Origin of the sequence: Holospora curviuscula, from assembly GCF_002930195.1 — a bacterium.
GTDB classification, from domain to species: Bacteria; Pseudomonadota; Alphaproteobacteria; order Holosporales; family Holosporaceae; genus Holospora; species Holospora curviuscula.
In genome coordinates this window covers 57,809-65,437 of the sequence record NZ_PHHC01000079.1, presented here as the reverse complement: position 1 = coordinate 65,437, position 7,629 = coordinate 57,809, and the positions used below count along the sequence as shown (strand labels likewise).

At 38.8% G+C, this 7,629-nt stretch carries 7 protein-coding genes and 1 pseudogene; 2 read left to right on the top strand and 6 right to left on the bottom strand.

Going from position 1 to position 7,629, the window contains the following annotated elements; genetic code table 11:
• Window positions 1-361: 361 nt before the first annotated feature.
• A complete protein-coding gene (alaS, locus tag HCUR_RS02660; protein ID WP_165780671.1) occupies window positions 362-2,971 on the top strand; it encodes an alanine--tRNA ligase in 2,610 nt (869 codons plus the stop codon).
• Window positions 2,972-3,110: 139 nt separating this feature from the next.
• Here alaS and HCUR_RS07745 read toward each other — a convergent pair whose 3' ends face one another.
• The 5 genes from HCUR_RS07745 to mraZ all read right to left on the bottom strand — a co-directional run bounded on the left by HCUR_RS07745 (window position 3,111) and on the right by mraZ (window position 6,073).
• Window positions 3,111-3,293: a transposase gene (locus HCUR_RS07745; RefSeq protein ID WP_279337522.1), complete on the bottom strand. Its 183-nt coding sequence runs from the start codon at window positions 3,291-3,293 to the stop codon at window positions 3,111-3,113.
• A gap of 20 nt (window positions 3,294-3,313) precedes the next feature.
• Window positions 3,314-3,544 (bottom strand): hypothetical protein, encoded by a 231-nt coding sequence (locus HCUR_RS02655; RefSeq protein WP_104206623.1) that lies wholly within the window; start codon window positions 3,542-3,544, stop codon window positions 3,314-3,316.
• An 890-nt stretch (window positions 3,545-4,434) separates the two neighbouring features.
• Window positions 4,435-4,746 (bottom strand): cell division protein FtsL, encoded by a 312-nt coding sequence (gene ftsL / locus HCUR_RS02645; RefSeq protein ID WP_104206621.1) that lies wholly within the window; start codon window positions 4,744-4,746, stop codon window positions 4,435-4,437.
• Window positions 4,746-5,618, bottom strand: a complete 873-nt coding sequence (gene rsmH / locus HCUR_RS02640) for a 16S rRNA (cytosine(1402)-N(4))-methyltransferase RsmH (protein WP_104206620.1) — start codon at window positions 5,616-5,618, stop codon at window positions 4,746-4,748. Before rsmH ends, ftsL begins: the two co-directional genes overlap by 1 nt.
• A 5-nt stretch (window positions 5,619-5,623) precedes the next feature.
• On the bottom strand, window positions 5,624-6,073 hold the full coding sequence (gene mraZ, locus HCUR_RS02635) for a division/cell wall cluster transcriptional repressor MraZ (RefSeq protein WP_104206619.1): 450 nt from the start codon (window positions 6,071-6,073) through the stop codon (window positions 5,624-5,626).
• A gap of 145 nt (window positions 6,074-6,218) precedes the next feature.
• Between mraZ and HCUR_RS08355 the strand changes: the two genes are divergently transcribed.
• Window positions 6,219-6,362, top strand: coding sequence for a hypothetical protein (locus HCUR_RS08355; protein ID WP_165780670.1), 144 nt, complete (start codon window positions 6,219-6,221; stop codon window positions 6,360-6,362).
• A 491-nt stretch (window positions 6,363-6,853) separates the two neighbouring features.
• Here HCUR_RS08355 and HCUR_RS09540 read toward each other — a convergent pair.
• Window positions 6,854-7,464: pseudogene (locus HCUR_RS09540) on the bottom strand (IS5 family transposase); the annotation flags it as partial.
• Window positions 7,465-7,629 lie beyond the last annotated feature (165 nt).

The following is a 7,629-nucleotide window of genomic DNA, read 5'->3' as shown; positions in this document are numbered from 1 at the left end:
CCAAAACGTCTACCCGATTCTTCATAGCTCAATCCTTCTTTCGTCTTAATTCCTAAATCTTTACGATAATAAATACGGAATCTTTAAATATTCTCTCTTATTTTATTCTATTATAATTGTTCTATCGTTATTTGGCTATATATTTCCTAAATAGGTACTTGCAGTATGAGTGAACCTGAAAGAAAAGCCAGAACCATCAATTAAATTACTGCTGAGAAAAATGCTATTTCCTTCAAACACCTTGCTAACTCTGTCAAGATAAATTTTTCCTGCGTAGGTCCTGTACTGTCTATCACTTTTCCTATCTTTTTTAAGACATGTATGCTATATTTACGTCGATGTTTTTATATTAAATATTTTAATGAAGACTCTTGATATTCGTAATGCTTTTTTAGAAAAATTTCAGTCCGTCGGTCATACAGGTGTTCCCTCTTCTGGACTTATTCCAGAAAATGATCCTACCTTGCTGTTTACGACTGCAGGAATGGTACAATTTAAAGACATCATTACTGGAAAGCAAAAAAAATCTTACACAACTGCAGTCAGTTGTCAAAAATGTGTTCGTGCTGGAGGAAAACATAATGATTTGGAGCAAGTTGGGTATACTGCACGCCACCACACGTTTTTTGAAATGTTGGGAAATTTTTCTTTTGGTGAATATTTTAAAGAGCATGCCATTGAATATGCTTGGGATTTTTTAACACGATGTTTAAAGATACCAAAAGAAAAATTCTATGTCACGGTTTATCATACAGACCTTGAAGCGGCGCAATTTTGGAAAAAAATAGCAGGCCTCTCGGATTCGAGAATTTTGTTTATCAACAGTCAAGATAATTTTTGGGCTATGGGAGATTCTGGTCCTTGCGGGCCTTGCTCTGAGATATTTTTTGATCACGGCGCTCATATTCCAGGAGGACTACCCGGGACAGTTCAGCAGGACGGCCCTCGATTCGTGGAGCTGTGGAACTTAGTGTTTATGCAATTTGAGCGTACTCCAAAGGGAGATATACCCTTAACCAGTCCATGTATTGATACTGGTATGGGGCTGGAGCGCATCACATCAGTGATGCAGGGCGTCCATGACAATTTTCATACGGATATACTCTATCATATAGTGAAAGTTTCAAAAACTTTATGTTCTGGCGTTTCATCTCGTTTATTTCCCTTGAAAGATTTACCTCATCGCGTTATGGCTGATCATGTACGGAGTGCGAGTTTTTTAATGGCGGATGGTGTTTTCCCTTCTCATGAAGGGCGGGGATATGTGCTGAGACGTATTATTCGACGAGCACTTCGGTTTGGATCTTACATCGGAACATCATTAGATCATTTATCAGAACTGGTATCTCCATTACTTGAAACCATGGGCGAAACGTATCCAGAATTAATGCGTGCAGCAGCGCTCGTAAAAAAAACTTTACTTTACGAGGCAGAGCGCTTTGAGCATACCTTGGCTCAAGGAATGCGATTGATAGAAGGAAGCAAATCTTCTATTCAAAACGGAATTTTTTCTGGAGAAAAAGCGTTTCAACTTTACGATACTTATGGTATTCCTATAGACCTTATACAAGATATTTTAGCAGATGAAGGAATAAATGTTGATCATGCCACTTTTGAATTGTGCCTAGAAGCTCAAAAAATATCCTCTCGTCAGTATCGTCTTGGAGGCCACGTAATTCCTCTGTGTGATGAAGAAACCGAAAATTTTTGGACTGAAATCACTCAAGGCCAGGCTCCCAGCAAGTTTTGTGGTTATCATACACTAGAACACACTGATAATATTCAACTTATTTTAGATCCTAGTGAAAAAATACCTTTGGTAGAATTGCGGGGTACTGGGTGTATTGTAACCCAAACTACACCATTTTATGCGGAATCCGGGGGACAAATTGGAGATAAAGGATGGATAAAAGGCCCGCACGGTGTTATGAAAGTCACCCACACTGAGCAACGAAATCACCTTTTTGTTCACCATGGCACTATGCACCAGGGAATATTAAAAGAAGGCGATCTCGTTCTGTTAAGTGTAGATATCTCCTATCGTAAACGAATTCAAAGTAATCATTCTGCAACGCACTTGTTACATAGTGCATTGCGGGGAATATTGGGAGAACATGTGACACAAAAAGGCTCTCTGGTCACACCAGAGCGTTTACGTTTTGATTTTTCACACCCTATAGCAGTATCCCCAGATCAATTACGATATATTGAACTGTGGGTGAATGAACGGATATGGGCAAATCTTCCAGTTCACGCCAGAATAATGTCTCAAGAAGCTGCGTTGAACGCCGGCGCTATGGCATTATTTGGAGAAAAATACGCTCAAGAAGTTCGAGTTATTTCCATGGGAAAATCTGACGATTTCGTTTCTATGGAACTATGTGGTGGAACTCATGTAGAGTACACAGGAGAAATTGGCCTATTTAAAATTCTTCAAGAAAGTAGTATTGGTGCTGGATTACGGCGTATTGAAGCCATCACTCAACACACAGCGCTCACTTACGTTCAAAAGCTTTTTGATGCACAAACACATCTTACACGCTTATTAAAAACAACGCCTCAAGGATTAGAAGAGAAAATAAATCGTTTGATAACCTCAGCTAAACAAGTACCTTCTATTGTTTGCCCGTTAGAGCGTATAGATCACCCTCAAGGATCTTTATGGTGGGGCACACTACAGGATGTAGACCCTAAAGCTATTAAACCTTGGATCGATGTGATTCGTACGGAAAAAGGGTTTGATGTTGGAGTATTTTGGCTTACATCCCAAAGTAAACATAGTGTATATCTGGCAGTAGAAGAAAGGAGAGCAAAAACCCATAGTGCGCTCAGATTACTTAAAGGGCTTTACGAAGCTCTGGCTATGGAGCCTCAGGGAGGAGGATATGGAACGTTAGCTCAAGGAAAATGGGAAAAAGAAGCATGTAAAATTAAGGCTATTGAATATATTATTACCCTTATAAAAACTTAGGAAGTTCGTGAGGAAATATCGGTAAATTTTTCTTATTTGATTTAATACCTTCAGCTAAACAAGCACCTTATTGTATTCCCATTAAAGAGGGTAAATAGCCAACCACCTGTAGAACGGTTATAGAAAATAGCGCGTAAATTTAACAATGTGTAGAACGTCGCATCTGTTTAGCGTGAGCCCGTTGTTTCTCAACGGGATTAAGGTCTGTATAATAAGGCCGTAGGTAAAATAAAGTATGACCAGCATTCTTAATCATTTTCTGCATAGCTTTACCTTGATGGAACGCAGTATTATTCATGACAATACCACGGTTTTCTAGAATATTGGTGAGTATCGTTTCTTCTACCCAACATTTCTTTTACTTTTGACACCCCAATCCTGTTTTCCGTAACAACGCCACCTTTTTACAGAATACCCGTGAGTTTTTGACATATCATGGGTATTTCCACGTTCATCAATTTTGCTGTTTAATTCATCACGCTTTTGGCACAATACAGATCTTTTTTCTGGATCCGCTTTTAGATAATTTAAGATTTTTTTATAGCCAACCCTAAGACTTCTCAGAGCTTTCAAAATGCCAAAAGCCCTACCCCCAAAACGCTCCGCTCACGCTAGCTGATCGGCATCAAGATCCATCGCGATAGCGTGTTCTACACAGTCCATGTTCATTGTTCTGGCTGGCTTATAGCGAACGAATTTAGGTTCTAACCGCTTACTCTCTCTATAGTCTGCTTACTCATTCCAAAACGTTTACCAGAATCCTGATAGCGCACCCCTTCTTTCTTCTTAATTCCTAAACCTTTACGACGAAAATCCAATGAATACGATAGCTTTAAAGATTCTTCTCGTTTCTTCTATTATAATTGTTCTATAGTTAGTTATTTATATTATTTGATAAAAAAAAGGCATTTTAATATAAATGAAGTAGTTTATAGAAGTCTTTATTGTAATTTCACTGAGTACTGAAATTTTTTCGCGCTATAGTAATTTAGCTTGGAAATAGGATTATATGTGGTACAATGATGAGAAAACAGCAATACAGCATAATAATAAAATAGATAAAACTAGTTAATGATCAAAAGAAAAGCGAAACAATAGTTATGGTAAGAAAAAGTAGCATAAGCAGAGGTGGGTACAGTAGAAAAAAGAAAGAGTCATAAAGCCTAAAGCACGATTAGGTAAAAAAGAAATCATAGATCTAAAGCAACTTAAATTACGTACTCTATACCTATGGAATTACTCAATACTTTTCCGCAAAACGCTTTAACTCAGCGTTGGTGTTTTCCTTGCGCCGCTCATCAACCGTTCTTTAGATTTTTTTATCAATTCATTATTCATTACCATTGTACCAGAATAAAAGCCTTTGTTATCCTTTTAAAGCCCTTCACTACTACAAGTATAGACAAACGTATTTTCGCTGCCTCAAAACGTCCTATTTTTATCTGGAAGCAGATATCCCCTTATCATAAATGAGCGTCCGAGTAGGATCCAGATTCAGATTGTGCACAAATAATTTTAGGCCAGCACACCACTTGCTGAGGCGCTAGCTTCACCCAATGGGGCCAGTGTTGAGTGATTAATGCTTCAATACGTTCAGGGCGTGTTAAATAGCACCAATGACTTTGCAGCACAGAAATATCCTCTTGTAATTGGGCGCAGTGGAGCTGTGTTGTTTGGTATTCATGCTCCAAGGCAAGCACTTGATACTTAACATGAAACAAGAACATTCCCGAAAGTGTAGTCATAATAAAGGATGTACACAATAAAATTTTCATCAAGAGGTCTCACATCGTTGTACCCAGCGCAATTTTGCTGATCGCGCTCTGGGATTTTTTTTAACTTCAAGAGCGGAAGGAACAATAGGTTTTTTACAATAGCGATAGTATTCCTTAGGGCACGCCTGAATTGCTCGCTTTACGATTCCATCTTCCAAAGAGTGAAAGCTTATAACAATAAGGATTCCCAAAGGTGCAAGGGCCTCAATGGCTCTAGGAAGCGTTTTGTATACTTCTTCTAATTCTTGATTCACCACAATACGCAACGCTTGAAAAACGCGAGTGGCAGGGTGTAAAGAAAATGTTTTATGGCGTATTCCCAACGCATGACACAAGAGTTGTGCTAAGTCGGTGGTGGTTTCCAAAGACCCTTTATGATTTTTAATCACTCTAGCCAGATAGTGTGCTCGCCGTTCCTGGCCATAGGTCCAAAATATATGGCTTAGCTCTTTTTCTGAAGCATTTTTTATTAGATCTTTTGCGCTAAGACCAGACTGACTCATACGCATATCTAGTGGACCAGAGTATCGAAAAGAAAATCCCCGCTCTGGTTGATCTAATTGAGGAGAAGATACACCTAAATCTAATACTATGCCAGAAATTTTGCCTGGAATATAATGCTCAAAACGAGAAAAGCAATCTCCTACCCAATAAAGATTTTTATAACGATGTTGAGTTTTTCCCCAAATCATGGCTTCAGGATCTCGATCAAAAGCCCAAATCTTAGCATAGGGAAAGTATTGCAAAAAAATGTCAGTATGCCCCCCTCTTCCAAAGGTTCCATCCATAAATGAAAAGGATGGACCTTGAATTTCTGGTGCTAACGGCGCCAATAGGCTCCTTATTTCTTCTGATAGGACAGGAATATGCATCTGTTTTATACCATTGCTCTTAGTCCGTGCTCTTTGTGCTTTAAGCGATCTCGGGCCGCTTGTTGATAGCTCAAAAATATACCAGGATTCCAGAGTTGAAAACTTTTTCCTCGTCCAATGAACGCCACGATATCCGTAATACCTGCGTAGGTACAAAAAATTTCAGGAAGTTGAATACGTCCCTCTGAATCAAAAGGAAGCTGATAGGAATCAGCAAAAATACTGGCAGTCCAATCTTCATAATCTTGAGAAAATACATCCAACTGATCGAGATCCTGACTCAATTTTTCCATGCGGGCCATACTAAAACCATCAATGGCTTGAAGGGTAAGAGAACGAAAGACTACAATACCTTGAAATGCTTGATCGGCTAATACTGCTCTAAAAGAAGCAGGAACCGAAACACGTCCTTTTTTATCGATTCTATTTTGAAAAGTTGATAAAAACAACTGCACGTTTATACAGAATCACACTCTAACTACTGAAGTAAGCATTACATGGGAATATTTGGGAGTCAATGGGAAAATTTGGGTTTTTTCTCCACAGAGTTATCCACACCCTGCAAGTCAGTAATTTAGCCTTGCAAAACAAGGCGTTTTTATGAAATCTAACATTATATATCTACAAAATATCCACACTTGGGGAAAAGATTATCCCCCTCAATTAAGGGTTAATTATTATGACTTAATAAAAAGTCAATACATAAACAATCCCCAACAGAAGGAAGAAGATACTTTTAGCTAGTAATCTATCCGACAGGTAAAGACGGTAGGTTTGACATTTTCACAATATCTAAAATACAAAAACCAAAGAATAACTTATCCTAGATCGTTTTGTAGTAGGGGTAGCGTGCGTAATGTACTATCACAATATAAGCGCCACATTGCAGTAAATGTGACACGTGGTACCAATAGCCTCATCAAAGAGCACGTTACATGCCGCACACAGTAACAGAATAATATTTTTTTGTCAGTGAAGCACATCAATACTTCAGACCGCCATAAGAATAAAAATACTATGCATCACAGAACTTTTTTCATGTAAATTAGACATATTCACTTATTTTCCTGAACGATGCCTTATACTGGAATTGCAATACTTGATTAGCTATGGAATTTTAAAAAAAATCTTTCCTAAAAAATCTTTCCTATTTAAATTTTCAAAACTCAAAAATAAAAAAGAAAATTAACTAGATAGTGTCGTTACGAGATATTGAGCCAAAAAGGGAAAGACAGCTCATAGAAGCGCTGTTCTTTTCGATTCTTTTTTTCAGGAATCACCGCTTGAATGGTTTGACTGTTTGCCATGTCTAATACAGCATCTGAATCATCGCCTTTGTCGGCTAAAAGACCTTGGGCGTTTATGCCCTCAATAAAAGCCTCAGCCTGTGTACAATCAGCTGTGCTATCTTCTGTAACAAGGATTCGCACTGGCATACCAGTCGCATCTACGGCTATATGTATTTTGGAATTGAGCCCCCTTTTGTTTATCCCATGGCTTGGTTTCCACCACGTGCTCCTGCTGCATGAGGGGGTACTTTGATAGGGCTTGCATCAAATCATGAGCCACTCAAAATCAGGCTCCATCACAAGTGATTCTAACACCCCTTGCCAAACGCCTTTGTCCCGCCATCTGCAAAAGCGTCGATGCGTGTTTTTTCAGTGGCCATAAGTCAGGAGGCAAATTTCTCCAGGGTGCGCCAGTGCGCAATATCCAAAAGGCGGCGTTTAAAAAGCCTATTATTATGGGCGATACCTTCCCAGGAACCTTTTCGCCCAGGCAATCGCGGCTCTAAAAGACTCCATATGCGATCTGGCATATCATGGCGTCGGTGAGCGCCTATCATAAAAACCTTTCATTGATTCATTCTATATCTCATGCCAGTATAGATTTACTCTCGTGACGACACAGTCTAATTGTTTGATCCCAGAGAGTTATGGTATATATTATGAAGATAATAATGCATGGAGAAAAAGCTTATGGGACAAGTATTACACGCAAATGCCAGAAC

Excerpts from the sequence above, each read along its gene's own strand:
- alaS (WP_165780671.1), top strand. The coding sequence starts at position 362 with ATGAAGACTCTTGATATTCGTAATGCTTTTTTAGAAAAATTTCAGTCC.
- ftsL (WP_104206621.1), bottom strand. The coding sequence starts at position 4,746 with ATGAAAATTTTATTGTGTACATCCTTTATTATGACTACACTTTCGGGA.
- rsmH (WP_104206620.1), bottom strand. The coding sequence starts at position 5,618 with ATGCATATTCCTGTCCTATCAGAAGAAATAAGGAGCCTATTGGCGCCG.
- HCUR_RS08355 (WP_165780670.1), top strand. The coding sequence starts at position 6,219 with ATGAAATCTAACATTATATATCTACAAAATATCCACACTTGGGGAAAA.